Source organism: Phaeobacter sp. G2, assembly GCA_025163595.1.
Lineage (GTDB): Bacteria > Pseudomonadota > Alphaproteobacteria > Rhodobacterales > Rhodobacteraceae > Pseudophaeobacter.
Window position 1 is genome coordinate 1632422 of the sequence record CP104100.1, and the last position, 24714, is coordinate 1657135.

The window sequence follows — 24714 nt, forward strand, 5'->3', positions numbered from 1 at the left end:
GCCGCAGCCTATGCCGCAGTTGCCGCTGTGGGTGTTGCCAGCCTGACGCTTGATGATGCGCTGTTTCAATCCCCCGGCCGGGGCACGATTTGCCAGCCATGTCTGAGCCCAGCGCAGCGGGGCTTATCCTGCATACCTCAGGCACCACGGCGCGCCCCAAGATGGTGCAGCTGAGCCAGCAGAACTTGGCGATCTCCTGCGGCAATATCGCCCAGTCGGTGGAGCTGAACGATCTGGATATCTCGCTCTGCTCCATGCCGCTGTTTCATATCCATGGATGGATGGCTGGTCAGTGGGGAAGTTCTGCAAGGAGCTGGGGCAGCTCTATGGGCAGTCTTCCTGTGCAAAAGCCGGTGCAAATACTGGTGCAAATCTCTGCGGGAAAGCGGATCGCCGCCTGAATGATTTTGCCGATTACGCCAGAGATCTGGAACAGCAGCCCCAGGGGGCGGCTGTCGCGCAGAACCCGGCCTCATTCGCACCACTGCCCTTTGACTTTGCCCCGCCGGCACAGCCTTCTTATGGTGGCAAAAGCACGCCGCTGCAGATTGGCGCGCAGACCTGGTCTGCCCTTGAGGCGATGGCGAAATTCCTGCATGTATCGCCCATATCTGTGCTGCTTTGGAGCAGACACTGGAGCAGGCTCTGGCGCTGGGCATCCCCCAGGTCAGCGCCCAGGAGGGGCGCTCGCGGGTGCTTTCCTGTGATGTCGTCGCCCCAAGCCCGCCGGTGGGAGAGCTGTTGGCCCGGGCCTTTGATCACTATGGGGACCAACCCGCCTGCGCTCTGGTGATCGGCTGCTGTCGACCAGCGCCGTGATCCCTGGCATATTGTTGAGTGCCTGCGCGATACCGCGCCGCATCATTTCTTTGCCACACCCTCTTTGTGGGGAATGCTATTGCAGGCAAATCGGTCCTCGGCCTGGGTTCCAGCACTGGTGGCCCAGTGTGATGCGCTGCCTCTGACCCCCTCGGGTAAACTGGACCGCAGAGCGCTGCCGCGTCGTAGCAAGGCGCTCTTTGCGACTCGTTTTACATCCCGGAATGCGGCATATGACCCAGAATTTAACCCCGCACCCCGCTTGCATGGCGGTGCAGAAGGGGACATCGGGGCGGATCTGGCTCCGGCTATTTTGCAAGGATGGCACCAAGCCCTGGTCTGCACCAAAGCAGGCAGTGGACCTGACCCGCTTGTCTTTCTGCCCGGCCTGGTGCCGACAGGGCCAAATCTGACGGATATAATGGCCCAGGCGCCCCAGGATCTGAACTGCTATTTAATGCAAAGACCTGTGGCTGCGGCCTTGGCCACCCCGCGCAGCTTTGCGGATCACACGCGCTGTTATGCAAGGGTTCTGGATCACAGCTATCCAGAGGCCAAACTGCATCTGACCGGGTTTTCCTATGGCGGTGCCGAGGCATTTGAAACCGCGCGCCAGCTTGCAGCGTTGGGGTCTGCGCCTGCCGGCCTGACGGTTATCGATCATGGGCCGGTGTTTCGAAGACAGTGGCCGGTGGATCCGACCTGGGGCCGGGAGGCTATTCGGGCTGAAAAACGGCGGCGCACCCATGTTTTTTCCACCCTGGGCGGCCTTGGTTGCCGATCAGCTGGCCTTGGATATGGGGAAAGAGTGCACTGATATGCTGGCGGATTGGATCGAGACTGCCGACCTGCTGCCACCCAAGGGGGTTCCTGCCCTGGCCTGGCACGGGGCTGCGCTTGCAGAACCCGCAGGCGGCGCTGGCAGAGGTCGAGATAGCGCGCGCCAGCGCCAGCGCTCATTTGGCCGGTAAGCGGATACGTGAGCTTGAGGTGATCTATGCGGACCTTCTGCAACAAACAGACCGCATGGAGGAGGCAACGGCGGTGTTGGTGCACGCCAATAAACTTGGTGCGACCCGATCGGATATCTCGATTGCCTTGGGGATTTGCCTGGCCAAGCAAGGGAAGTTTCACAGGGCCTTGTCTTTGTTGGCACCTGCAAAAGACACCAAAGACTGCACCCCCGACCTGTTGTTCTGGCTGGCGCAGGCAGAGCAGGGGCACAGGCAGAGCAAGGGGCACAGGCAGGGCAAGGGGCACAGGCAGAGCAGGCGGCAGGGGAGTTGGCAGCGGTGTAGCGGCACCCCGGCTGGTTTGCGCAGGTCAGGAGGCCAGAGATCACCGGTTTGGCAGCGCAACCCCGGCGCAGCCTTTCAAGGCGGCCCCGTCATCAAGGATGCAAAACACCGGGGCGGTCAGCTCCGGGAACTGGGGATCTGGCCGCCCATAGGCCTGTAAAAAGGCGGATTTGGCGGGGCTCGTCAGCAGATTACGGGCCAGGGTTCCGGCAAAATACAGCCCGCCACGGGGCAAAAACCCCTTGATGAGGTTGCGGCTTAGCAGTGCCAGGAGTTCTGCGTAGAACCCGGTAAAGGCCGCGACGCTATCATTGTGAGAAGAGGCTGCCATGATCGCAGCGGCATTGTGCAGCGGCGGGGCATCCGGTGCCCAGGCCGCATAGAGCGCCGCAAAGCCACGGCCGGAAAAGCAGCGCTCTATGGTGGTGAAATCAGTGGCTTTGGCGCCGATCTGCGCCTGCAGCGCCTGATACAGATCCAGCGGCAAGGCGACATGGCCAAATTCAGATTTCAGACTGACAACGCCGTGATCCGCAGCAATCACCGGGCTGACATTAAACCCGGTGCCGATCCCGATGACCAGCTTTTGCCCCTGAGGATCTGCCGTGCCTAGTGGCTGGATCTCAGCGAGGTCGTGTTCCGACAGCTCAGCGAGACTATGCCCCAATGCGCTGAGATCATTTAGCAAACAGACCGCAATATTGCCCATGTCCTGGGACAGATCCCGCGCCGAGAGATCCCAGCCGCGATTGGTTACCTGGGCATGTTGGTCCCCCGCAGATCCATTGACCGGACCGGCAACCGCAATCACCATCTCGGTAATCGCGGTCTGCTCTGTATCCCTGAGATAGCGCTCCAGCAGATCTGAAAAGCTGGCAAAATCTTCGTTCCGGTAGCTCTGCACCGCCTGCAATGGCTGGCCTGCTGCCGTGCTCCGCGCCAGACGGCAATTGGTGCCGCCAAGATCTGCAACCAGACGCCGCATCTAGTTCAACCGCTCGCCGGTATCCGGCGCAAAGAAGGACACCTTACCGAGATCAAAGGCCAGATCCAGCAGGGTGCCAGGCTGGGCTTTGGTTTCGGCATGCAGCCGTGCGGTGACCTGTTTGCCCCCCAGTTCCGAGACCACATAGGTGTCGGCGCCGGCCGGTTCCACCAGATCAATGCGGCACTGGGCGGCCTGAACCGATGCACCGCTGCGGAACCCGGCTTCGGCGATATCTTCGGGGCGCAGGCCCAGGATGACATCCTCAGGCAGGTCTTGCGAATGCGGGCTTTGCAGCACCATCGGGGTGCCCTCGGGGCGGGCGATTTCGATCTGGATGCCACTGCCTGCCCGTTGGGTGCGCGCCGGGATCAGGTTCATCGCGGGCGAGCCCATGAAATCGGCGACAAACAGATTGGCCGGGTGGTTGTAGATCTCGGCTGGGGTGCCGATCTGTTGCACCACGCCGCCCTTCATCACCACAATTTTGGTGGCCAGGGTCATCGCCTCGATCTGGTCATGGGTGACATAGACCATGGTGGCGCCCAGGTTCTGGTGCAGTTTCTTGATTTCTGATCGCATACTGACCCGCAGCTTGGCATCCAGGTTCGACAGCGGCTCGTCAAACAGGAACAGTTTTGGATCGCGCACCAGGGCGCGGCCCATGGCCACCCTTTGCCGTTGGCCGCCTGACAGCTGGCCGGGGCGACGATCCAGCAGCGGCTCAATCTGCAACTGCTGCGCCACCTCGGCCAGTTTGCGGGCCTGGGTGGCAGCATCTATGCCGCGCACCTTCATGCCAAAGGTGATGTTTTTGGCCACCGTCATGGTGGGGTAGAGCGCATAGGACTGAAACACCATGGCGATATCGCGGTCCTTGGGGCTGACCTGGGTCATGTCGCGTCCGCCAATGCGGATCGACCCGCCTGAGATCGGCTCCAGCCCGGCGATGCAATTGAGCAGGGTGGATTTGCCGCAGCCCGAGGGGCCGACAAGCACCAGAAAATCGCCGGGGTTGATGGCGACATTGACCTCCTTGAGGATTTCCACCGCGCCGTAGTTTTTGCTGAGGGACTGGATGTCCAGGATCGGGGTCATAGCATTAGCCTTTTACAGAGCCGGCGGTGAGGCCGCGAATAAAGTATTTTCCTGCAACCACATAGACCAACAGGGTGGGGAGACCGGCAATGATCGCGGCGGCCATGTCGACGTTGTATTCTTTGACGCCAGTGGTGGAGTTGACGATATTGTTCAGCGCCACAGTCACCGGCTGGGTGCCCGCCTGGCTAAAGCTAACGCCAAACAGGAAATCATTCCAGATCTGGGTGAACTGCCAGATCACTGTGACGACGATAATCGGCAGGCTCAGCGGCAGGAATATCGACCAGAAGATGCGAAAGAACCCGGCGCCGTCAACCTTGGCCGCTTTCACCAGATCACCGGGGATGGTGACGTAGAAGTTGCGGAAAAACAGTGTGGTAAAGCCGATACCGTAGACCACATGGGCAAAGATCAGCCCCGGAATTGTCCCCGCCAGCCCCATCAGCCCCAGCATCCGGGCCATGGGCAGCAGCACCACCTGAAAGGGGATGAAGCAGCCAAACAACATCGCTGAGAAGATCAGATTGGCGCCGCGAAAATTCCACTGGGCAATGATATAGCCGTTGGCGGCGCCCAGAAAGGTGGAGATCAACACAGCTGGCACCGCCAGCAGTACCGAGTTCCAGAAATAGGGGCGCAGTCCTTCGCATTGAATGCCGGTGCAGGCCTCGGACCAGGCGGTGCGCCAGGCGTCAAACGTGACCTCGCGGGGCAGCGCCACCAGGCTGCCACTGCGGATTTCCTCCAGGCTTTTGAGCGAGGTGGTGAGCATGACAAAAAGCGGCATCAGGTAGAACAGCGCAAACAGGCCCAGCAGGGAAAACAGCAGCCAGCGCAGGGCAATTTGCCCCGGGCGCAGGGGCGGTGACACGGCAGGAGCGGCAGAAAAATCAGACATGTTTCGCCCTCAGTTCGGAATAGAGATAGGGAACAACAATGGCAAAGACCACGCCCATCATCACCATGGCGGAACTCGCCGCCTGACCAATGTCACCGCGCGAAAAGGCCATGGCATACATATAGGTTGCGGGCAGATCGGTGGCATAGCCAGGGCCGCCCCCGGTGAGGGCGACCACCAGATCAAAGCTCTTGATCGCCAGATGGGCCAGCACGATAAAGGCGGACAGGAAAATCGGCGCCATTGAGGGCAGGATAATGGCCGAATAGATCCGCCAGCCGGGAATGCCATCAATCTGCGCCGCCTTGATGATCTCACCATCGACGCTGCGCAGCCCGGCCAGAAACAGCGCCATGACAAAGCCAGAGGCCTGCCAGACGCCGGCAATCACCACCGCATAGATCGCCATGTCGGGGTCAATTACCCAGTTGAAGCGAAAGCTGTCATAGCCCCAGTTCCGCACCATGGCCTCGATCCCCAGGCCGGGGTTCATGATCCATTTCCAGGCGGTGCCGGTGACGATCATCGACAGGGCCATGGGGTACAGATAGATGGTGCGCAGCACGCCTTCGACGCGGATGCGCTGGTCCAGCAGGATTGCCAACAGCAGTCCCAGTGCCATGGAAATGCAGATGAATAGCGCGCCAAACAGGAACAGGTTGTCCATGGCGGTGTCCCAGCGCGGTGCTGCAAACAGCCGCTTATACTGGATGACCCCATAGAGATCGTATTTGGGCAGTAGTTTTGAACGGGTCAGAGAGATCCAGGCTGTCCAGGCGATGAAGCCATAAACAAAGATGAGGATCGCCACAAACGAAGGGGCCAGTACCATCTTGGGGATCTGGCGTTCCAGCCATGCGCGCATTGGATCGTGCCTTTATGTTTTGTCCCGCCCTGGCAAAATTGCCCGGGCGGAACAGCTCATGTGAGTGGAGCGGGTCGTTTGGTCGGGTGATATTACAGCGAGTTTTCCACTGCGGCGACCAGCATTTCAACCGCCTCAGCCGAGGACATGTCGGAATTGAAATGCGCGGTGACCACATCGGTGATCGCCCCGGACTGGGCGCCGCGCATCGCCATGCCATGGGCATAGCTGGGCAGCAGGGAACCGTCTTTGGAGCTGGTGGTCATCTCTGCCGATGACAGGTGCGCACAGGAGTCAAAATCGTCCATGGCAACATCAACCCGCGCCGGGATCGAGCCCTTGTTGAGGTTAAAGACCTTCTGGAAGTTCTGGCCGACGATCAGCTTGGCCAGTAGCGCCTGACCCTGCTGTTTGTCGTCGCCGCTGACATCAAACATGGCAAAGCTGTCAACATTATAGAGAAAGCCTTCCCCCGGTGCCGAGGCGCAGAGGAAATCCTCACCCGGCACCTTGCCAGCAGCAAGGAATTCGCCCTTGGCCCAATCGCCCATGATCTGAAACGCCGCTTCGCCGTTCATCACCATCGAGGTGGCAAGGTTCCAGTCGCGACCGGGGAAATTGCTGTCCACATAACCGCGCATTTTGCGCATCTGGTCAAAAACCGCGACCATCTTGTCCGACCCCAGCATTTCAGGGTCCAGATCGACAAAGGCCTTGTGGAACCCATCCGGGCCCAGAAGGCCAAGGGCGACAACTTCAAATACCGTGGCATCCTGCCAGGCCTGACCACCATGAGCCAGCGGGATCACCCCGGCCGCCATCAGTTTATCTGCGGCGGCGTTAAAGTCGTCCCAGCTGGTTGGCATCGCAATGTCATTGGCCGCGAGGATTTCGGCATTGGCCCAGAGCCAGTCCACCCGGTGCACATTCACCGGCGCGGCGCACCACTGGCCTTCGCATTTCATATGGGCCGCAATGGAGGCTGGCAGCACCTTGTCCCAGCCCTCGGCCTCGGCCACGGCCGAGATATCAGCGAGAACGCCTTCTTCGTACCATTCCTGAATGGCGGGGCCTTTCAGCTGCACCGCAGTGGGGGCATTGCCGGACAGAACCCGCGCTCGCAGCGCCGTCATGGCGGCATCGCCGCCACCGCCTGCCACTGGCATATCGGTCCAGGTGCCGCCATTGGCGGAAAATTCCTGCTGCAATACGGCGACGGATTTGGCTTCCCCGCCCGAGGTCCACCAATGCAGCACCTCTGCCTCTGGGCCGGCCTGGGCCATGGATACTGCGGATGCAGCGACAACCGCCAGCGTGGACGCGGCCGTAAATACGGATCTTTTCATTTTGTCTTCCTCCCTAAAGTCGTCAAGAGCTCAACCAGCCCCTTTGAACTACACCACCTCTTCCTCCAAGATGCAGTGGCGCAGATGCCGCCACTGAAGGCGACGGTATTGCCCTAGCCTGCGCTGACGGAGGGGGCTGTCGCAATGGTTGAGCCGACCACTGCAGTGGTCAGAGAGCAGAAATCCGTCACTTCCGTTACAACTTGTTACCTAGCTGTACCTTTGGCCGCAAAAATGGGGCAGTCTGGCAGGCAAAGGCAGAGAGAGTAAGAGGCAGTAAGAGGCTATGACGATACCCCGGCTTATGGTGGTGGATGATGATGCGGAGACCCGCGCCATGCTGACCCAGTTTTTGCAGCAAAACGGCTTTATCGCCCATGCCGCCGAAAATGAGGCGGAGATCCGGGCGCTGATGCAGGCGGGGCGGGTGGATCTGATCCTGTTGGATGTGATGCTGGGATCGGAAAGCGGCGTCGAGATCTGTGCCCGCTTGCGCCGCGAACAGGATGTTCCGATCATTCTGGTCTCGGCGCTGTCTCAGGATCACCAGCGCATGGCGGGTTATGAGGTCGGGGCGGATGACTATGTGGCAAAGCCTTTTAACCCGGAGCTGCTGCTGGCGCGGGTGCGGGCGGTTTTGCAGCGGGCCAACCGCAGTGCCTCGCTGGTTCATCGGCGGCGGCTGGCGCTGTTCCGCTTTGCCGGTTGGACCTATGACGGCAAACGCGATGAGGTGCTCTCGCCGCAGGGGTTTCAGGTGGCGCTGTCGCAGCGGGAGACCAGCCTGCTCAAGGTGTTTTTGGCCAACCCGCATATTCCGTTGAAGCGCGAGGAAATCCAGGCGGGCCTGCTGGAAGGTTTTGCCAGTGGCAGCAGTGGCAGCAGTGCAGAGCCCGACGGCTCCGGGCGGGCAATCGACATGTTGGTGGGGCGGCTGCGCTCCAAGATCGAAAGCGACCCCAAAGATCCGCAGATGCTGCGCACCGCGCGCGGCATTGGCTATGTCCTGGCCGTGGATGTGGCGGAAGAGCAGACCGCGTGAGCCGCATCTGGGATCTGAAAACCCAGGCGCGCCTGTGGATCTTTGGCGGCTTTGCCATTGGTCTGGGGGCGGCCTTCCTGTGGCTGCAATCATCCCGCGCCTGGGAGCAGCATCTGGCCCGCAGCCAGATGGCGGGGGTGTTGCTGTATCAGGCCCTGCAGGGCAATGCGCCTGCGCCCGCAGGTCTGCAGATCCAGGCTCTGTCGCTGCAGTCAGACGTGGCCAACGACCATCCGCGCGGTCAACGCCCCGAGGTGCCGGGCGGCGGTTTTGTTACCGAGATCTCGATCTTGGGGGAAACAGGGCGGGCGTTGGGGTTGGGGTCAGGTTTTGGGCCTGGCATGGGGGTACGCACCGGCACGGTGTTGCGGTTGATGATTGTGTCAGATCGCCTGCGCTACGGGGTTGCCGATCTGCAAACCGCGCCCCGGCAAACGGCGGCGCAGCAGCTGGGGGCGGTCACCCGCCTGTTGGCACGCCATTGCAGCGATCCGCTGGTCTTTGCCCAATATGGCGACAGGGGCTGGCGGCAGGTCGAGGGGGCTTCCTACTGGGGCTGTCAGGCGGCGCCGACGGATCTGCGCCTGCTGGCGGTGATTCTTGCGGCGGTGGGGCTGGCGATTGTGCTCAGCCAAAGTGGCGAGATCTCGGCGCGGTTTGGTGCCTTCGCCCGGCTGCTGCGTCAGCCGCGGGTGCTGGGGGGGCCGGATAGCTACTCCGCCCCCGGCCCGGCAGAGCTGCAGGAGATTGTCGCGGCGGTGAATGATCATCTGGCCGGGGCACGGGCGCAGATCGAAAAACGCGCCACGGTTCTGTCGGCGGTCAGCCATGATCTGGGCACGCCGGCCACCCGCTTGCGCCTGCGGGCGGCACTGATCCAGGACCAGACCCTGCGCCGCAAGCTGGAGGCGGATATCGACAGTATGACCGGCATGATCGAAAGCGTGCTGACCTATACCCGCTCGGAACTCAGCCTGGAAGTGCCGCGCCAGATCTCGCTCACCGCGCTGGTGGAGGCTCTGGTGGCGGATTATCAGGATCTGGACAAGCCAGTGAGCTATGTGCGGATGCAGCCCGAGGTGGTTCAGGGGGCGCAGTCGCTGTTTTCAGCCCGCGCGGGGCAGGGCGCCTTGCCGGATGCGCGCCGGGTGCTTGTGACGGCGCGGCCGATCCTGTTGCAGCGCGCCCTGACCAATCTGGTGGACAATGCCCTGAAATACGGCCGCCGTGCCGTGGTGCGGCTGGAGGCGAGCGCGGAGCGGGCGGTGATCACGGTTGAGGACGAGGGATCTGAATTGACCGTGGCCGAGATCCAGGAGGTTCTGGCCCCGTTTCAGCGCGGTGCCAACAGCTCTGCTATTGACGGGTTTGGCCTGGGGTTGACCATCGTTGCCACCGTCGCAGAACAGCATGGCGGCACGCTGCAGTTCGATCAGGGCAGCCAGGGGCTGCGCGCCAGCCTGGACATCCAGCGCCACTAGGGGCCGGTCGGGGCAATGACTGCAGGGGGTGGTGGTGATGAATTCATCTGATAAACGCTCTGCTTTTTGTGACATGTAAATGTTACGGTAGGATTAGGTCTGTAAAGAACGTCGTTGAATGGAAGCGTTTTTAAGCAGATATGAACATCTGTGCGGCAGCTTGCATGACGAACGATAGATAATGGTGAATTGGTTTGGTCTTTTCTATGAAGGGCCAAAATGGGTAAGGTTGAGTGGTGTCTGTTCCGTGAGAGGTTCTTCTGCAAAACCCATTGGCGGGCTAGTGCGACGCGCCCATATCCCGGTTCTGGTCGCCCTCGTTATGGTTCTGGCTGCGGGCTATTATTCAGAACAACAAAACGACATCATCCATAATCAGGCGCTGCGGGCCGATGTGCGCCGCGAAGTAAACCAGCTGCAGGTCAGTCTTGAAGGGGCGCTCAATGCCGATCTTCAGCTGGTGCGCGGGCTGGTTGCGGTGTTGTCCACCGAGCCGGACATGTCACAGGAGCGGTTCACCCAGCTGGGGGAAATGGTGCTGGGCAGACAATCGGGCATTAGCCATGTTGCAGCGGCGCCGGACCTTGTGGTTTCGATGATCTACCCGCTGCACGGCAACGAGGCGGCCTTGGGACTGGATTACAACCAAAACGCCGCCCAGCGAGAGGCTGCCTACAAAGTCCGCGATAAGGGCGCAGTGGTTCTGGCAGGTCCGGTCCAGCTGGTGCAGGGCGATGAGGCCTTTATTGGCCGCTTTCCGGTCTTTGTCGGAACAGGGGAAAATCGCCGGTTTTGGGGGATTTTATCCTCGGTCATGAAGGCTGAACCTCTGTACGAGTCGCATGGGTTCAACTCTCCCGACCTGGGCATCGAGGTTGGAATACGGGGACAGGACGGTATGGGGGCCGAGGGCGTACAGTTCTTTGGCGACCCATCCGTTTTTACCGATAACCCGGTTCTCCTGGACATCCCGCTCCCGGTTGGGTCCTGGCAAATTGCAGCGCGCCCCAAGGGCGGGTGGTCGGCCAGCAGGGCCAATCCCTGGCCCTGGCGTCTGTTGGTTTTTATTGCCGGCGGATTTATTGTTGTGCCGATCTATATGATCAGTCGCCTGTCGGCGGCACGGCGCGATGCAATTCGAACCTTGAAGCGGCGCGAACGGCAGTTGGAGACCCTGTCGCGGCGGCTTGAGATCGCGGTGGATATTTCAAAGATCGGCATTTGGGAGCTGAATACCAAGAACAGTACAACCGTCTGGGATCCAAACCTGCGCGAAATCTATGGGTTCAAGCTCAATGATCCGCTGTCGATTGACACCTGGGAGAGTTGCCTGCACCCCGATGATCATAAGAAGACGGTTCTTGAATTCCGCAATGCCTGTCACGTCGGGGGCAGCTACAGATCGGAATACCGCATCATTTTGCCCAGCCGGGAGGTGCGCCATATCCGCAGTATGGGAACCGCCTATGCGGATAGCGATGGCTGGCTGCGGATGGTCGGGGTCAATCTGGATGTGACCCAGGACGTGCAACTGCGTGAAAAGCTGATCGAGGCAAATACGGCGCTGTTGCAGCGCAACAATGATCTGAATGATGCCAAGATCGCGGCTGAAAGTGCCGATCGCGCCAAATCGGAATTTCTGGCCAACATGTCCCATGAGATCCGCACGCCGATGAATGGCATTCTGGGCATGGCGGAGCTGATGTCGGAGTTCGATCTGGGCCCGGAGGAAAGACAATATCTGAGCACCATTCAGGATTCCTCCAACGCGCTGCTTAAAATCATCAACGATATTCTTGACCTGTCGCGTCTCGAAGCGGGGCGCCTGGCGATCAGCCCGATTGATTTTGATCTGCAAAACTGTGTGGCTGGCGCGGTCAATCTGTTGCGGCCCAAAGCTCGGGAAAAAGGCCTTTGGGTGTCGGTGAGTTTTGCGGACAACCTGCCGGAACGGGTGCATGGTGACGATGGTCGCTTGCGGCAAATTCTGGTGAACCTTATCGGCAATGCGGTGAAATTCACCTCTGAGGGCGGCGTGGACATCAGCGTCAGCTGCCGCGCAGACGACCCCTACAATCTGGTGATTGCGGTGGATGATACCGGCATTGGTATCTCAGACCACCAGGCCGAATATATTTTTGATCGCTTCAAGCAGGCGGATGCGGCCACCACGCGGGCCTTTGGCGGCACCGGGCTGGGATTGACGATTTCCAGCATCCTGGCAAAGCGCATGGGAGGCGGCATTGATCTGTGTCGTCTCAAGGAAAAGGGCTCGTGCTTTCGCTTGAAAGTTCAACTGGCCAAGGCGGTTAATTCCAGCGGCGCCTCTCGGGTTGAGACCATGATGGACACTGCAGCTTTGGCAGGCTGCCGGGTTTTGCTGGCAGAGGACAACAGGACCAACCGTTTGCTGGTCCGCAAGTATCTGGCCGATCTGGGCATCACCCTGAGCGAAGCCCATAATGGCCGACAGGCGGTCACCCTGTGTCAGGAGGAAATGGCGCCGGATATCATTTTGATGGATATGTCCATGCCCGAGCTGGACGGGCTTGCGGCAACGCGGGAAATTCGCGCTCTTGAGATCGAGCAGCCAGTGATTGTTGCGCTGACCGCCAATGCCTTTGAATCCGACCGCGAGGCCTGTCTGGCTGCGGGGATGGATTATTTTCTGCAAAAACCTATCAGTAAATCGGTTTTGTTGCGCACCCTGACCATGCTGCGCATTGGCCAGGATGAAAATAACGGCCAATCCGGCTGATCCTGGGATTTTGCCGCGATAACAGGGTTTATGGCTTAATCTGGATTGCTCAACCAAAGGGTCATCTGTGCCTTGGCCTGGGCGCAGGCTTCTGCCACAGATGCGCCCTGCGCCAGCGCACAGGCGAGAGCGGTTGCCAGGCTGCAGCCGGTGCCGCGCTTGCTTATGGGCAGACGTGGGGCTGAAAACATCTGATGGCTGTCAGCGGTAAACAAATGATCCGTGCTGTGGGTGCCCTGGCCATGTCCACCCTTGATCAATACCGCAGCAACGCCCGTCGCCAAAATGATCTGCGCCCGCATTTTCAATTCTGCCAGTTCTGGCGGCTCCTGGGGGTGGTGGCAGGTGCCGGCAAGCCGGGCGCTTTCCTCCAGATTGGGGGTCAACAGCGTCACTTTTGGCAGCAGGGGGCTCAGGGCTTCCAAAGACATCAGGTCGCCGCCAGAGGAGCTTCTTAGGACGGGATCCAGCACAATCGGCACCTGGGCGGCCAGCGCTTGTGCCAGGCTCCGGGCGGCTTCTGGGGTGCCGATCATGCCAATCTTGATGGCGCGTGGGATCTGCCCCGCCGGATCAAAAGCGGCTGTGACCTGATCTGCGATAATCTGCGGTGGGATTGGCTGGGTGGCAATCAGCGCCGAGTTGGTCTGCACCGTGACGGCAGTCACCACCGGTGCAACCGAACAGCCCAGGCTTTGGGCCATGGCCACATCGCGGCTCAGGCCGGCACCGCCGCTGCTGTCGGTGCCGGCCACCACCAGAATGCGGCTCATGCGGGGTCACCAACGGCGAGAATTTCAATCTGGTTAAAACCCTGTGCCTGTAGCGCGCGCCCCGTGCGCCAAGCCCGGACGCCGGATCGGCAACACAGAACTGTTGGCAGCCCGGGCTCAAGCCTGGCAGGGGCCGGGGCCGCGGCGATGCTATTTGCAGCAATCAGGTCATCGGGCAGGCAGCGTCGCGCCCCGGTGACAGCAGGCTGGGGTGCTTCTTCAACGGGGCGCAGATCTATCACTTGGGCCTGCGCCGGGATCAGCTCGGGGCTGGTGAATCGCAGGGGATCTGCGGGTTCGCAGGCAGAGCTAAAGTCAAAACTGCTCAGGGTCAGATCCGCCATGTCTATCTGCATTACCCGGCCCAGCGGCGTGGGGCTGTGGCCCAGCAGGGTCTTAAGCGCCATCTGTGCCTGCAGCGCGCCAATGGCACCCACTACCGGTCCCATCACCCCGGCACTGGCGCAGCTTGCGGTACTCTCTGGCAGCTCTGGAAACAGGGCGCGCAGCGAGGGCGCCGCGCCACAAAAGCCACCGACATAGCCCCGTTGCGCCAGCACCGAGGCCGAGATCAGCGGCAATCCCCGCGCCAGACAGGCATCCGACAGGATATAGGAAGTGGCAAAACTATCCGCCGCATCCACCACCAGATCCACCGCGCCCAGATCCCCGTTGCTCAGATTCCGCGCCACATTTGCCGCGCTCAGGGCCTCGGCGAGGGGGTGCACTGTCAGGCCTGGGTTTCTGGCCATCAGATGCGCCTGCGCCGCGGTGACTTTGGGCTGGCCGATATCGGCCATGGTAAACAGCACCTGTCGGTGCAGATTGCTCTCCTCCACCCGGTCTGGATCCAGCAGGGTGAGCTGCCCGACACCGGCACCGGCAAGATACTGCAACACCGGCGCGCCCAGCCCGCCGACACCCACCACCAGCACATGGGCGCGTGCCAGTCGCGCCTGACCGGCGGCACCGACCTCGGGCAGGGCCATTTGGCGGGCGTAGCGCGACATCAGGCGCAGGCCTCGGCCCATTGGCGGCAGCGCGCCTCGGGGTCCGGTGCCTGTTGAATATCCGTCACCACCGCGGCGCTATCTGCGCCGGCGGCAAAAACACCGGGCAGGCGCGCGGGCGTTAGGCCGCCGATGGCCACCAGCGGGGTTTGCCCCGCGATCTGTTTCCAGCGGCTGACGCGGTCCAGCCCCTGCGGCCCCCATTTCATTTTCTTCAACAGGGTCGGATAGACCGGCCCCAGCGCCACATATGCCGGATCATGGCGCAGCGCCCGCTCCAGTTCTGCTTCGTCATGGGTCGACAGCCCATAGCGCACCCCGGCACGGTTGAGCGCGGCAAAATCGGCGGTTGCCATGTCCTCCTGACCCAGGTGCACAAAGCTGCAGTTCAGATCCAGCGCGATCTGCCAGTGATCATTGACCACCAATTGCGCACCGTGCACGGCGCAGAAATCACGGGCGCGGGCGATCTGGCGGCGCAGCTCAGCCTCGGTGGCGTCCTTGATCCGCAGCTGCACCAATCTGGCCCCCTGCGGCACCAGCAGTTCCAGCCGGCCCACGTGGCCGACGATGAGATAAAACCGTTCCATTGCCTGATTGTCCTTCATGTCAGCTCTGCCAGTCCCAAAACCGGGGTCGAGGGCACCGCCATGTCGCGGCGCGGCATGGGCTCGGCCTGATAGCCGGCCTGACCGGCTGCCACCGCCTGGGCCATGGCGCGGGCCATCCCGACCGGGTCCCCGGCCTTGGCCACCGCCGTGTTCAGCAGCACCGCATCCAGCCCCAGCTCCATCGCCGCCGCCGCATCCGAGGGGCGGCCAATGCCGGCGTCCACCACCAAGGGCGTATTCGGGAAATGCGCCCGCATGGCCCGCAGCCCATCGGGATTGCGCAGCCCCTGGCCAGATCCAATCGGCGCCCCCCAGGGCATCAGGACCTCGCAACCTGCCTGCAGCAGGTGCTCGCCCACCACCAGATCTTCGGTGGTGTAGGGAAAGACCTTAAAGCCATCGTCGCTAAGGATCCTTGCGGCCTCCACCAGGCCAAAGACATCCGGTTGCAGGCTGTCGGCATGGCCAATGACCTCGAGCTTTATCCAGTCGGTGTCAAAGATCTCGCGCGCCATCTGAGCGGTTGTCACGGCCTCCTGCACGCTGTGACAGCCGCCGGTATTGGGCAGGATACGGGCGCCGGTCTGGCGCAGCATCTGCCAGAACCCGGTGCCAGCACCATCGCTGGTTTCGCGGCGCAGGGACAGGGTGATGACCTCGCAACCGCTGGCGGCAATCGCCTCACAGAGCACCTTGGGGGAGGGGTATTGCGCGGTGCCCAGAAACAGCCGAGAGCTGAGCGTAGTGCCGTAAAACTGCATGGCTCAGCCTCCCTGCATCGGCGCCAGGACTTCGATCCGGTCGCCTTCTGTTAACGGGGTATCAACACGTTTCGCACGCGAAACAAAGCTGCCGTTCAGGGCGGTGGCCAGCGCCGGGCTGGTCAGGCCCAGCTCGTGCAGGGCGGCGTCCAGCGTGGTGGCAGAGATGTCATGCGGTTTGGCGTTTACGGTAATGTTCATCCAGAGGTCTCCAGTAACACGAGGTCTGCGGGCTGTGGCAGCAACCGTTCGGCGGCACGGCGCGCCATGGCTGGCGCCAGAAGAAAGCCGTGGCGGTACAGCCCATTGAGGTGCAGCACGCCGTCCTGTTCGATCAGGCGGGGCAGGTTGTCGGCAAAGGCGGGGCGCAGACCAGCGCCGAGCTCAACCACGCTGGCCTCGCCAAAGCCGGGGTGCAGCGCAAACGCAGCGCTGAGCAATTCATTGACCGATCGTAGGCTGGGCGCGCGGGTGGATGCGCTTTCAATCATGGTGGCACCGATCATAAAATGCTGGTCGCCCCGCGGCACCAGATACAGCGGAATGCGCGGGTGCAGCAGTCGCAGGGTGCGGTTGATCTCGACCCCCTCGCAGTGCAGCAGCGCCATTTCGCCGCGCACCGGGCGCAGGGCGGGCAGGGCGGCAGCCATGCCGGTGCAGTCCAGATCCACGCGCGGTGGGGCCGGGGTGTCATAGCGAATTTGTCCGCCGAGGGTTTCTACGGCGGTGGCAAGGTCAACCAGCGCGCGGCGCGGATCGAGATGGGCTTCGTCCTTGTAGAACAAGCCATTGGCAAAGCGACCTGCCAGGGCGGGTTCCAGTTCGGCGATATCACTGCCGCCCAGCAGCTGGTGGCCCCGGGTGCGTTGGGCAAAACGGCTGAGCTCGGCCCGGTCGCGGGCAGGCGCAACCACCAGCGTGCCGCGCCGATGCACCGGTGTGATCTTGGCCCACCAGTCACAGGCGCGGCTGCCGAGGCTGACAACCTCTTCTTCGGCGCTTTCGCCTTCGCAAAAGGGCGCCAACATACCGCCGGCAAAGCGCGCCACACTGGCCGCACCTGGGCCTGGCCCGCGTTCAAACAGCGTCACCTTGGCACCGCGCTGCAACAGCTCGTAAGCGGTGGCGAGGCCGGCAAGCCCCGCCCCCGCGATGGTGATCATGCGCCCGGTTCCAGCGCTTTGTCAGCTGGGGCAGGCACATAAAGCTCACCGCCTTCGCGGAACTTGGCCGCCATGGCCTCCATGCCTTCCTTCTGGGCCTCGGCGCGGATGTCGTGGCTGATCCGCATCGAGCAGAATTTCGGCCCGCACATGGAGCAGAAATGCGCCACCTTATGGGCCTCTTTTGGCAGGGTCTGGTCGTGGTAGTCGCGGGCAGTATCCGGGTCCAGCGACAGGTTGAACTGATCCTCCCAGCGGAATTCAAACCGGGCGCGGCTCAGCGCATCGTCCCGGCGCTGGGCGCCGGGCATGCCCTTGGCCAGATCGGCGGCATGGGCGGCGATTTTGTAGGTGATCACACCAACCTTGACGTCGTCGCGGTCGGGCAGGCCCAGGTGTTCCTTGGGGGTCACATAGCAGAGCATGGCGCAGCCAAACCAGCCAATCATCGCCGCCCCAATGCCCGAGGTAATATGATCATAGCCCGGCGCGATATCGGTGGTTAGCGGCCCCAGGGTGTAAAACGGCGCCTCGTCGCAGCACTCCAGCTGCTTGTCCATGTTTTCCTTGATCTTGTGCATGGCCACATGGCCGGGGCCTTCGATCATCACCTGGCAATCCTTGGCCCAGGCGATCTTGGTCAGCTCGCCCAGGGTTTCCAGCTCGGCAAATTGCGCTTCGTCGTTGGCGTCGGCAATTGATCCGGGGCGCAAACCATCGCCAAGGCTGAAGGAGACATCGTATTTGCGGCAGATGTCGCAGATTTCCTCAAAGTGCTCGTAGAGAAAGCTCTCCTTGTGGTGATGCAGGCACCATTTGGCCATGATCGAGCCACCGCGCGACACAATCCCGGTGACGCGCTCTACCGTCATCGGCACCATATGCAGCCGTACGCCGGCATGGATGGTGAAGTAATCAACCCCCTGTTCCGCCTGTTCGATCAAGGTGTCGCGGAACACTTCCCAGGTCAGGTCTTCGGCAATGCCGTTCACCTTTTCCAGCGCCTGATACATCGGCACGGTGCCGATGGGGACGGGAGAGTTGCGAATGATCCATTCGCGGGTGTTGTGGATGTTGCGGCCGGTGGACAGGTCCATCACCGTATCCGCGCCCCAGCGGATCGACCAGACCAGCTTGTCCACTTCCTCTTCCATCGAGGAGGAAACCGCCGAGGTGCCCATATTGGCGTTGATCTTCACCAGGAAATTGCGGCCGATGATCATCGGCTCGATCTCGGGGTGGTTGATATTTGCCGGGATGATGGCGCGGCCTTCGGCGACCTCCTGGCGGACAAATTCCGGCGTCACATAATCGGGGATATTGGCGCCAAAGTCATTGCCGTCCCGGTGGCAGGGCGAGGTCTCGCGCAGCTGGTTTTCGCGGATGGCAATGAATTCCATCTCTGGCGTGATGATGCCGGCGCGGGCATAGGCCAGCTGGGTCACCGCCTTGCCGCCCTTGGCGCGCAGCGGCGCGGGTTTGACCGGGAACTCCGGCGTCAGGCGGTCGCCTGCGACAAAACCATTGTCCGCATCGGTGATGGCGCGACCCTGGTATTCCTCAACGTCCCCCCGCGCCAGAATCCAGCTGCGGCGCAGCTGCGCGAGGCCCTGACGGATGTCGGTTTGCTGCTGCGGATCGGTATAGGGGCCAGAGCTGTCATAGACCGGCAGCGGCGCCTCACCTGCGGTGGGATGGGTGGAAATCTCGCGCATAGGCACACGAATATCGGCGTGGATCTCGCCGGGCACATAGATCTTGCGCGATGCAGGCAGGGCGCCTGTTGTCACCTTTGGGGTGATCTTTGGCGGGCTTACGTTCATTTTGGTGCTCCTCGAGCCAATACTCAAAAAAGTCACCAGATGAGGCATGGCAGGGAGGCGCGGGGAGGATCTACGGCCCTCCCGGTTCGGGCGCAGAGCCAAAGAGGCAAAAGCCCGTTGGCGGCGCGTCCTAGCTTCCTACGCCAGTGTCAACTGGGTCAGGTTCTAAGGGTCGCGTCGCCGGTCAGATTGCTCTGCCCTGTCAGCCTCTCAGTCCCCTCGGTGGGACTCCCCTGCGTGAGTTAAGACCTAGGGGAGGCGATGGGTTGCCGTCAACATGAATTTTGATAGATAAAAATAATTCAACAATAACAGAAATATATGCCTATGTTTTGCAGGTAAAGCCGCGCTGCAATATATTTTCTTTGCGCTCTTGCGATTATTATCTATAAAAATACAGCGCGCCTCAGGGCCGCTCAAACGCAACACTGTGACCCTCAGGAGAGCCCATGCTGGACGCTGCCCCTATTCGAAACGACTGGACCCGCGCCGAGGCGGAAGAGATCTACAACAAGCCCTTCATGGATCTGTTGTTTGAGGCGCAGTCGGTGCACCGTCAGCACTATGATCCCAATCAGGTGCAAAAATCCAAACTGCTGAGCATCAAAACCGGCGGCTGCGCCGAGGATTGCGCCTATTGTTCGCAGTCTGCCCGCAACGGCGCCAAGCTGTCGGCCAGCAAGCTGATCGAGGTGGAACGGGTGATTGCCGAGGCGCGCAAGGCCAAGGCAGGCGGCGCCACGCGCTATTGCATGGGGGCGGCCTGGCGTTCGCCCAAGGTTCGCGACATGGCCGCGCTTGAGGCGATGATCGAGGGGGTCAAGGATCTGGGAATGGAAACCTGCATGACCCTGGGCATGCTGGATGACAGTCAGGTCTTTCGCCTGCGCGACGCAGGTCTGGACTATTACAACCACAATATCGACACCTCGGAACGCTACTATTCCGAAATCATCACCACCCGCACCTTTGCCGACCGGATCGACACCCTGAACCGGGTGCGCGAGGCGGGGATGAAGGTCTGCGCCGGTGGCATTGTTGGCATGGGTGAGCAGCAGATGGACCGTATCGACATGATCCTGGCACTGGCCACGCTGGAGGAACACCCGGATTCGGTGCCGGTGAACATGCTGATCCCGATGCCAGACACGCCGCTGGCCGATGTGGCCAAGCTGGACCCGATTGAGTTTGTCCGCACCATCGCCCTGGCCCGAATCCTGATGCCAAAATCCCATGTGCGCCTCTCCGCCGGGCGCAGTGACATGTCGGATGAGCTGCAGGCCATGTGTTTCTTTGCCGGGGCCAATTCAATCTTTGTGGGCGACACCCTGCTGACCGCCGACAACCCCGAAGAGGACAAAGATCAGATGCTGTTTGATCGTCTGGGTATCACCGCCATGGGCGTGGGTTGCGACGGTAGCCATAGCGAAAACCAGAGCAAAACATGCGCGGATAGTGCGGCCAATAACGGCGAAGTGGTCTCGGCATGAGCCTGGGTTTTCCGCGACATGCCGCCGGGCTGCAGGAGCTGCGCGACCAGGGGCGGTTTCGCCGCCTGATCCCCCGCGCCGGGCACGACTTTTCCTCCAACGACTACCTTGGGCTGGCGCAGAGCCAGACCCTGAAAACAGCGGCGCTGGAGGCTTTGGAGCGGGGGGTGCCGGTTGGCGCCGGTGGCTCGCGGCTGTTGCGCGGCAATGCTGATGAGCACGCCCTGCTCGAAGCCGAGGCGGCGGCGTTTTTTGGCAGTGAGGCGGCGCTGTTCATGGGCGGCGGTTTTAATGCCAATCAGGCGATTTTTTCCACCCTGCCGCAGCGCGGCGACCTGGTGCTGTATGATGCGCTGATCCATGCCAGCACCCATGATGGCATGCGGCTGGGCCGGGCGGAGACGCGTAAATTCAGCCACAATGACCCCAGCGATGCGGCGGCGCAGATCGCCCAGTGGCGCGCGGCAGGTGGCGCCGGCCAGGTCTGGATCGCCATCGAGTCGGTCTATTCCATGGAGGGCACTCAGGCACCGCTGGCGGAATTTGCCGCATTGGCCACGCGCGAGGCGGCGGTTCTGGTGGTGGATGAGGCCCATGCAACCGGGCTGTTTGGCGATCTGGGGCGCGGGCTGGCCCATGACTATGCCCAGAACCCTGCTGTGCTGACACTGCACACCTGCGGCAAGGGCCTGGGCGTTTCCGGGGCCTTGATCTGCGGCGCCCAAGTGCTGATTGATTTTCTGATCAATCGCGGGCGGGGCTTTATCTTTGCCACCGCGCCTTCGCCGCTGAATGCAGCCCTGGTGCGGGTGGCGCTGCGTGATCTGGCGCACAACCCTGAGCGGCGCAACCGGGCCTGGGACCATATCACCCATGCCCACAGCGAGGCGGCGCGGCTGTGCGGTCTCACCGGCTTTCAAAGCCAGATCCTGCCGGTGGTGATTGGCGATGACAGGCGGACCATGGCGCTGGCCGAGCATCTGCAGGGCCAGGGCTTTGACGTGCGTGGCATTCGCCCGCCGACAGTGCCCAAGGGCACGTCACGGTTGCGGATTTCGCTGACCGGCGCCTTGACCAAAGGCATTATCACCGAGCTGTTTGAAAGACTGGCGCCAGAGCTGGCGCGTTTGCAGCAACAGCCAGCGGGTCTGGAGCAGGTGGCATGAGCGCTGTGAACCAGACACTGGTGGTGACCGGAACGGACACTGGCATCGGCAAAACTGTTTTCTCCGCCGGTTTGGTTCAGGCGCTGCAGGCCAGTTACTGGAAACCGGTGCAGTCGGGCCTGGAAGAGGAAACCGACAGCGAGATCGTCGCACGCCTGTCTGCTGGCACAGTCCTGGCTGAGGGCTATCGCCTGCAACTGCCCGCCTCGCCGCATCTGTCAGCTGAGGCTGAAGGGGTTGAGATCGACCCGGCTCACCTGGCGCTGCCGCAGCTGGATGGCCCGCTGGTGGTCGAGGGCGCGGGCGGGGTGATGGTGCCGCTGAACCGCGACTTGCTTTATCTGGATCTCTTTGCCCGCTGGGGCGCGCCGGTGATCCTGTGCGCGCGCACGCAATTGGGCACCATCAATCACACGCTTCTGTCGCTCAAGGCGCTGCGGGACGCGGGCTGCACCGTGATTGGGGTGGCCTTCATTGGCGATGCCGAGCCGGAGGTGGAGGAGAGCATCGTCCAATTTGGCGCAGTGGCCCATCTGGGGCGGCTGCCGATGATCACGGATCTGGGGGCAGAGCCCGCTCTGGGGGCACAGCCCTCGGTCTTGGCAGAGGTCTTTGCCAGGCACATCAAACTGGACCTGATCCGCGCGGCCCTGACCGGAGGAGAACTGCCATGAGTACTGCTGAGCTGAGCCAGCTGGAGTTTGACCAGCAGCATCTGTGGCATCCCTATACCAATGTTGCCAAACCCGGTCCCACCTTTGTGGTGAAAGAGGGTGAGGGGGTGCATATCACCCTGGAGGATGGCACCCGGCTGATTGACGCCATGTCGTCCTGGTGGTGCATGATGCATGGCCATCGCCACCCGGCTATCACCTCCGCGATCCATGAACAGCTGGACCGGTTGCCCCATGTGATGTTTGGCGGGCTGACCCATGATCCGGCCATCGACCTGGGCCGCATGCTGCTGCAGATCACCCCGCCCAGCCTGACCCGGATCTTTTATTGCGACTCTGGATCCGTCTCGGTTGAGGTGGCAATGAAAATGGCGGTGCAATATCAGCACGCTCAGGGGTTTGAGGGCCGCAGTCAGTTCGCTACGGTGCGCTCAGGCTATCACGGCGACACCTGGAAGGCGATGAGCGTCTGCGACCCGGATACCGGCATGCACCATCTGTTTCAGGGCGCGCTGAGCGCGCAGCATTTTGTGGCCCGCCCGCCCATCACCCTGGGTCAGGACTGGGTCGAGGACCCGGCGCAAAACGGCATCGCAGCACTGCGGGCTTTGCTGGAGGCGGGGGCCGACAAGATCGCCGGGTTTATCCTGGAGCCTGTGGTGCAGGGCACCGGGGGGATGTATTTCTACCATCCTGAGTACCTCAATCAGGCGCGCAGCCTTTGTGATGAGCTGGGCATTCTGCTGATCTTTGATGAGATCGCCACCGGGTTTGGCCGCACCGGCGAGATGTTTGCCACCGATTTCTGCACGGTGGAGCCCGATATCATCTGCCTTGGCAAGGGGCTGACAGGGGGCCATATCTCTTTTGCCTGCACCATGACCAATGACCGGGTGGCGCTGGGCATTGGCGGTGGCGCGCCCGGTATCTTTATGCATGGGCCCACCTATATGGCCAATCCGCTGGCCTGCGCTGCGGCAAAAGCGGCGTTGGATGTGTTGACGGGGCAGGACTGGCGCGCCCGGGTGGCCGCGATCTCTGACCAGCTGACACAAGAGCTGGAACCCGCCCGCGCCCTGCCAAATGTGCGCGATGTGCGGGTGCTGGGGGCCATTGGTGTGATCGAGATGGCTCATGTGGTCTCGGCGGATGCGGCCCATGGGCTGGCCCATGAGATGGGGGTTTTCCTGCGCCCCTTTGGCAAGAATATCTATACCATGCCGCCCTTTGTGACCACGCCCGAGCAGCTGAGCCAGATCACCGCAGGGATGCTGCACCTGGCGCAGCAGCTGTGAGACAGCAAGCGGCGGTGAGGTTTTAGCACCGCCGCGAGTCGCGCAGGGGCAAGACAGCTTGGGGAATCATGTGTCACGCTGCGCCATAAAATTGCTTTTTCATTTCGAAACTTGAATGGCGGATCAAGGTTTTACCTGAAATGTGCCGCAAAACCTCGACAAATGGTCGTAAAGCGTTCAAATACTTGTGGCATACCCGGTCACACTTGGGCCAAGACTGGCGGCTGTGACTGGCAGCTGTACCTTTGGCCCGTGCCTTTGGCCTGTACCGTTGGCATGTGCCTTTGCGTGCGGAGCATCAGGAGTTCTGGGGCCGTATTGGACTGTTCTGGTCTACCATAATCACCTTGCCGACCAATTGGAATGGCAAGGCATACAACAGGGAAGTGAACAATGAAAAAGACAACATTTGCATGCCTTATTGGCGCTGCAGCACTGGTTGCAGGCACCGCCAACGCGGCAGAGCTGGGCGCCGTGGATCAGCCGATCAAACTGGCGATCAACGAATGGACCGGCCAGCATGTCACCACCCATATCGCTGGCGAGATGCTGAAAGCGGCGGGTTACAAAGTGGAATATGTCACCGCTGGCATGTTGAACCAGTTCCAAGCGATTGCTGATGGGGAAATCCACGCCACGCTGGAAATCTGGTCCTCCAATGTCTCCGATGAATATGCCATCAAGATTTCTGAGGGCACTGTTGTTGAGCTGGGCGATCTGGAGCTGGCGGCGAAGGAAGGTATCGCCTATCCCGCTCATGTGGCCGAGCTCTGCCCCGGTCTGCCAGCCTGGGAAGCCCTGAAGGCCTGCGCGCCGCTGTTTGCCACGGCTGAGACCCTGCCAGCAGGTCGTTTGGTGGATTACCCCGCTGATTGGGGCACCCCTGGTGCCGACCGCATGACCGGGCTTGAACTGCCATTCAAAGCGGTTCCCGCAGGGTCTGAAGGCGCCTTGATCGCCGAGCTGCGCGCCTCGACCGAGCGCAAGACGCCGCTGCTGGTCACCTTTTGGCAACCCCATTGGGCGATGTCGGCCTATGACGTAAAATTTGTCGATCTGCCCGCAGGCGAAGAGGCCTGCTTTACCGATCCGGCCTGGGGTCCAAACCCCAATGCGATCAACGACTGTGACTTTGCGCCTTCGCGCATCTTCAAGGCGGCCTGGTCCGGTACGGCGGAAACCTGGCCCGCAGCCTATGAGATCCTGTCCAACTACACCCTCAACGTAGCCGACCAGCAGCCGATGATGGGCGCTATCGATGTGGACGGTGGCAAGGTCAAAGAGGTGGTTGCAGCCTGGATGGAAGCCAATGAAGCCAGCTGGCGCCCCGTCGTCGACGCCGCAATCAAGTGAGC

The 24714-nt window shown here is 61.5% G+C and carries 23 protein-coding genes and 1 riboswitch; of the genes, 11 read left to right on the plus strand and 12 right to left on the minus strand.

The window, feature by feature from the left end; all coding sequences use genetic code 11:
- Positions 1-98: 98 nt before the first annotated feature.
- The 3 genes from N1037_07755 (at position 99) to N1037_07765 (ending at position 1636) form a co-directional block, all read left to right on the plus strand.
- A complete protein-coding gene (locus N1037_07755; GenBank protein UWS80895.1) occupies positions 99-401 on the plus strand; it encodes an AMP-binding protein in 303 nt (100 codons plus the stop codon).
- Positions 402-621: 220 nt separating this feature from the next.
- A complete protein-coding gene (locus tag N1037_07760) occupies positions 622-819 on the plus strand; it encodes a hypothetical protein (GenBank protein UWS80896.1) in 198 nt (65 codons plus the stop codon).
- 79 nt (positions 820-898) lie between these two features.
- Positions 899-1636 (plus strand): thioesterase domain-containing protein, encoded by a 738-nt coding sequence (locus N1037_07765; protein UWS80897.1) that lies wholly within the window; start codon positions 899-901, stop codon positions 1634-1636.
- A gap of 521 nt (positions 1637-2157) precedes the next feature.
- Here N1037_07765 and N1037_07770 read toward each other — a convergent pair.
- The 5 genes from N1037_07770 to N1037_07790 form a co-directional block, all read right to left on the minus strand.
- Positions 2158-3102, minus strand: coding sequence for a glucokinase (locus N1037_07770; protein ID UWS80898.1), 945 nt, complete (start codon positions 3100-3102; stop codon positions 2158-2160).
- Entirely contained in the window at positions 3103-4200 is a 1098-nt protein-coding gene (ugpC, locus tag N1037_07775; protein ID UWS80899.1) for a sn-glycerol-3-phosphate ABC transporter ATP-binding protein UgpC, read from the minus strand. It lies immediately after the preceding gene.
- Positions 4201-4204: 4 nt separating this feature from the next.
- Positions 4205-5101 (minus strand): carbohydrate ABC transporter permease, encoded by an 897-nt coding sequence (locus N1037_07780; GenBank protein ID UWS80900.1) that lies wholly within the window; start codon positions 5099-5101, stop codon positions 4205-4207.
- On the minus strand, positions 5094-5966 hold the full coding sequence (locus N1037_07785; GenBank protein UWS80901.1) for a sugar ABC transporter permease: 873 nt from the start codon (positions 5964-5966) through the stop codon (positions 5094-5096). The genes N1037_07780 and N1037_07785 overlap by 8 nt, the downstream gene beginning before the upstream one ends.
- A 92-nt stretch (positions 5967-6058) precedes the next feature.
- Positions 6059-7312, minus strand: a complete 1254-nt coding sequence (locus N1037_07790; protein ID UWS80902.1) for an ABC transporter substrate-binding protein — start codon at positions 7310-7312, stop codon at positions 6059-6061.
- Positions 7313-7598: 286 nt separating this feature from the next.
- Here N1037_07790 and N1037_07795 point away from each other — a divergent pair, with 286 nt between their 5' ends.
- The 3 genes from N1037_07795 to N1037_07805 all read left to right on the plus strand — a co-directional run bounded on the left by N1037_07795 (position 7599) and on the right by N1037_07805 (position 12593).
- Positions 7599-8354, plus strand: coding sequence for a response regulator transcription factor (locus N1037_07795; protein ID UWS80903.1), 756 nt, complete (start codon positions 7599-7601; stop codon positions 8352-8354).
- Entirely contained in the window at positions 8351-9835 is a 1485-nt protein-coding gene (locus N1037_07800) for a HAMP domain-containing histidine kinase (GenBank protein UWS80904.1), read from the plus strand. The genes N1037_07795 and N1037_07800 overlap by 4 nt, the downstream gene beginning before the upstream one ends.
- A 322-nt stretch (positions 9836-10157) precedes the next feature.
- A complete protein-coding gene (locus tag N1037_07805; protein ID UWS81327.1) occupies positions 10158-12593 on the plus strand; it encodes an ATP-binding protein in 2436 nt (811 codons plus the stop codon).
- Between the two features lie 35 nt (positions 12594-12628).
- On the opposite strand, the gene N1037_07810 is transcribed toward N1037_07805, so the two are convergent.
- The 7 genes from N1037_07810 to thiC are packed head-to-tail and all read right to left on the minus strand — an operon-like array spanning position 12629 to position 18734.
- Complete coding sequence (locus N1037_07810; protein ID UWS80905.1) at positions 12629-13366, minus strand: hydroxymethylpyrimidine/phosphomethylpyrimidine kinase; 738 nt, start codon at positions 13364-13366, stop codon at positions 12629-12631.
- Entirely contained in the window at positions 13363-14376 is a 1014-nt protein-coding gene (locus tag N1037_07815) for a HesA/MoeB/ThiF family protein (GenBank protein ID UWS80906.1), read from the minus strand. Before N1037_07815 ends, N1037_07810 begins: the two co-directional genes overlap by 4 nt.
- The gene (locus N1037_07820; protein ID UWS81328.1) at positions 14376-14966 is read right to left on the minus strand and encodes a thiamine phosphate synthase; all 591 of its coding nucleotides are present in this window, start codon (positions 14964-14966) and stop codon (positions 14376-14378) included. The genes N1037_07815 and N1037_07820 overlap by 1 nt, the downstream gene beginning before the upstream one ends.
- A gap of 14 nt (positions 14967-14980) precedes the next feature.
- Entirely contained in the window at positions 14981-15748 is a 768-nt protein-coding gene (locus tag N1037_07825) for a thiazole synthase (protein ID UWS80907.1), read from the minus strand.
- A gap of 3 nt (positions 15749-15751) precedes the next feature.
- The gene (gene thiS / locus N1037_07830) at positions 15752-15949 is read right to left on the minus strand and encodes a sulfur carrier protein ThiS (GenBank protein ID UWS80908.1); all 198 of its coding nucleotides are present in this window, start codon (positions 15947-15949) and stop codon (positions 15752-15754) included.
- A complete protein-coding gene (locus tag N1037_07835) occupies positions 15946-16911 on the minus strand; it encodes an FAD-dependent oxidoreductase (protein UWS80909.1) in 966 nt (321 codons plus the stop codon). Before N1037_07835 ends, thiS begins: the two co-directional genes overlap by 4 nt.
- Positions 16908-18734 (minus strand): phosphomethylpyrimidine synthase ThiC, encoded by a 1827-nt coding sequence (gene thiC / locus N1037_07840; protein ID UWS80910.1) that lies wholly within the window; start codon positions 18732-18734, stop codon positions 16908-16910. Before thiC ends, N1037_07835 begins: the two co-directional genes overlap by 4 nt.
- Before the next feature lie 118 nt (positions 18735-18852).
- Positions 18853-18979: riboswitch (TPP riboswitch) on the minus strand.
- A gap of 204 nt (positions 18980-19183) precedes the next feature.
- Here thiC and bioB point away from each other — a divergent pair.
- The 5 genes from bioB (at position 19184) to N1037_07865 (ending at position 24712) form a co-directional block, all read left to right on the plus strand.
- Entirely contained in the window at positions 19184-20224 is a 1041-nt protein-coding gene (gene bioB / locus N1037_07845) for a biotin synthase BioB (GenBank protein ID UWS80911.1), read from the plus strand.
- Entirely contained in the window at positions 20221-21390 is a 1170-nt protein-coding gene (locus N1037_07850; GenBank protein UWS80912.1) for an 8-amino-7-oxononanoate synthase, read from the plus strand. The genes bioB and N1037_07850 overlap by 4 nt, the downstream gene beginning before the upstream one ends.
- Positions 21387-22064, plus strand: coding sequence for a dethiobiotin synthase (gene bioD, locus N1037_07855; GenBank protein UWS80913.1), 678 nt, complete (start codon positions 21387-21389; stop codon positions 22062-22064). Before N1037_07850 ends, bioD begins: the two co-directional genes overlap by 4 nt.
- Positions 22061-23359: an adenosylmethionine--8-amino-7-oxononanoate transaminase gene (gene bioA, locus N1037_07860; GenBank protein UWS80914.1), complete on the plus strand. Its 1299-nt coding sequence runs from the start codon at positions 22061-22063 to the stop codon at positions 23357-23359. Before bioD ends, bioA begins: the two co-directional genes overlap by 4 nt.
- A 393-nt stretch (positions 23360-23752) precedes the next feature.
- Positions 23753-24712, plus strand: a complete 960-nt coding sequence (locus N1037_07865; GenBank protein ID UWS80915.1) for an ABC transporter substrate-binding protein — start codon at positions 23753-23755, stop codon at positions 24710-24712.
- Positions 24713-24714 lie beyond the last annotated feature (2 nt).